This window comes from Shewanella sp. A22 (assembly GCF_053850585.1).
In genome coordinates, this window is sequence record NZ_JBSQBN010000222.1 from 1 (window position 1) to 2,289 (window position 2,289).

Annotated in this window: 3 protein-coding genes; all 3 read left to right on the forward strand. The window is 34.5% G+C overall.

Annotated features, from left to right (window positions below; all coding sequences use genetic code 11):
- The first annotated feature begins 297 nt into the window (after positions 1–297).
- The 3 genes from ACWXWT_RS20320 to ACWXWT_RS20330 all read left to right on the forward strand — a co-directional run bounded on the left by ACWXWT_RS20320 (position 298) and on the right by ACWXWT_RS20330 (position 2,131).
- Positions 298–576, forward strand: a complete 279-nt coding sequence (locus ACWXWT_RS20320) for a hypothetical protein (protein ID WP_456043381.1) — start codon at positions 298–300, stop codon at positions 574–576.
- 133 nt (positions 577–709) lie between these two features.
- Entirely contained in the window at positions 710–1,132 is a 423-nt protein-coding gene (locus ACWXWT_RS20325; RefSeq protein ID WP_456043382.1) for a VOC family protein, read from the forward strand.
- Positions 1,133–1,792: 660 nt separating this feature from the next.
- Complete coding sequence (locus ACWXWT_RS20330) at positions 1,793–2,131, forward strand: DUF6694 family lipoprotein (RefSeq protein ID WP_456043383.1); 339 nt, start codon at positions 1,793–1,795, stop codon at positions 2,129–2,131.
- Positions 2,132–2,289: the final 158 nt, after the last annotated feature.

Consider the following 2,289-nt stretch of genomic DNA (forward strand, 5'->3'; position numbering starts at 1 on the left):
CATTTAGTGCTCAGTTTGTTGATAATTCTTATTCAATTTATACATTTAAATAGTGCAGAGGGTTATCGCAATCAAAGCAAAAAACAGTTATGTTAATCATCATAAAATTGGGTGGCATAGTAACTTCAGGGTGGCATAGTAACTTTATATAGTAACTTCATAGCATAAATCATACCGATTAATTTGGATGTGGCATTGGCCAAGTCCAACAAGCGATTTATGCTTTGCAAACAGCGCAACGCATAAATACTAAAACGTTATGTGCAAGGGTTAATTATTGAGATAATAGGATTATTTATGAAAGATAATATAGAAGTTTGCTTGAATCGAGTTAAAGATATTATTGATGAAATAGACAGCACTGAGTTTAGCACTGTAGATGTAATATCAAAATACAGTGGAGGCTTTTATAGTAATAAAGGCACACCTGTTAACTATTCATTTAATGCGCTTTTTGGGAAGTTACTGAAGCGAAACCAAGCAATTTTAAAGATAGAGAAAATAAAGTCTGGTGTAGTGATCAAAGATGATAATGGTCATGAAACCAATACTCACACATGGAAGAAATGCACATAATAAGTCGATTAAGTTGGACTAAAACAGTGGTTTATGTTTAGCTTTGCTTCACATTTTAACCCACTATTTTAGTTCGCTTAGCAAGGCGTTACATCGTTGAGTTACATCAGCATTTAATTCAAGGATAGATGAATTGAAACAATCAATAGTACACATTGCGATAGTCGTTAAAGACTATGATGAGGCAATTGATTTTTATGTAGGAAAACTCAAATTTGACCTTGTTGAAGATACTTACCAACCAGAACAAGATAAACGTTGGGTTGTGGTTTCACCGCCCAGTTCTAATGGTGTAACACTATTATTGGCTCGTGCATCTAAACCTGAGCAAAATGACTTTGTGGGAAATCAAACTGGTGGTCGAGTATTTTTATTCTTAAATACAGATGACTTTTGGCGTGATTATAATCGTATGTTATCTGAAGGTATAAAATTTATTAGAGAGCCAAAAGTACAGGATTACGGCACAGTAGCAGTATTTGAAGATCTTTACGGCAACTTATGGGATTTACTTCAATTAGAGCCAAATCACCCGATGTCATCAAGAGCGCTATAACACATATGAGCCTTCCGCCAGTCAATAGGCGGGTCTGTTTGTTAAGGAAAGGTATTTGTCTGCTTTGCAGTCAAATTAAAATCAATCAACAAATCCATCTATTTCGTCTGTCATTTAGCTGTCAAATCATCGTGCTCTTAGCAATAACAGCAGGCAAAAGCATATAGAAGCTCTCTTAGTGCGATTTACTTTAAAATAATGAATGCACACAATAAATTGTTATTGCAAATTGGCTGACTTATCTTGGCAAAGTAAATTCATTTCCATCAATTTTTCAGAGCAAATTCTGCTTGGTACATTTGAGTATGCGCTTTCTAGATCCTTTGGAATGTTAGAGTGGATTACAATTAAATGGATTTCGGGGAAGATCATTTGATTATTTTCAAGCTACCTTTCCGTTGAGGAAAAGATAAATGTGCTTGAAATCCAACATAAAGGTGCTATTTTGTAAACGCTAAATTGGGTGATTTTGTTTCTTGGTAATATCCATGTTATATGTTTTATTACGCAAGGTTAGTATATTCTGGCAGCATATGTTCTGGCCGTCTTGATGAAAGAGTTGAAAGGTAAAACGGACTGGATTGGAAATGTATTTACTGTTCTAGGGGCTTACCAAGTTACAAGAGTTAATTTTTATCTCAATATTTAAAAGGGAAATTTATGAGATCACTATTTTTTATGCTTCTTTTAATGAGTTTGATTGGCTGTGCAAGTATCAAAGATACGTATGTATTCAACGGTGAGACTTCTGAAACAATTCAAGCAGACATTACTCATGTTTTAAAGCAATTACCTAGACGCGATAAATCGCAGTTTATTATGGCGCTACTTGCGATTCAATTTTCCGATGTTAACGGGGTAAGTGATTTGATAGGAGACCCTGCAATGGATGGGATGAATTACGATATTTTAAGCAAAAAGTTAGATGGATTAACGTATGTACAAGTTATCGCACTAGCATCAAAATCAAAAACGAAAGTCGAGATGGTAAAAAATTAGATAAGAATGGTCGATTTTTATCATTTACGAGTAATACCAATCCTATTAAATATGTGATCTTTCAGCGGGAGTTCAAAGAGCTGTAGGCAAGGCAGATGATTGAAGCGAATAGTGATTCTATTTTGAAAGCATCTAACGAAGCATAAAGGACTTTGAAA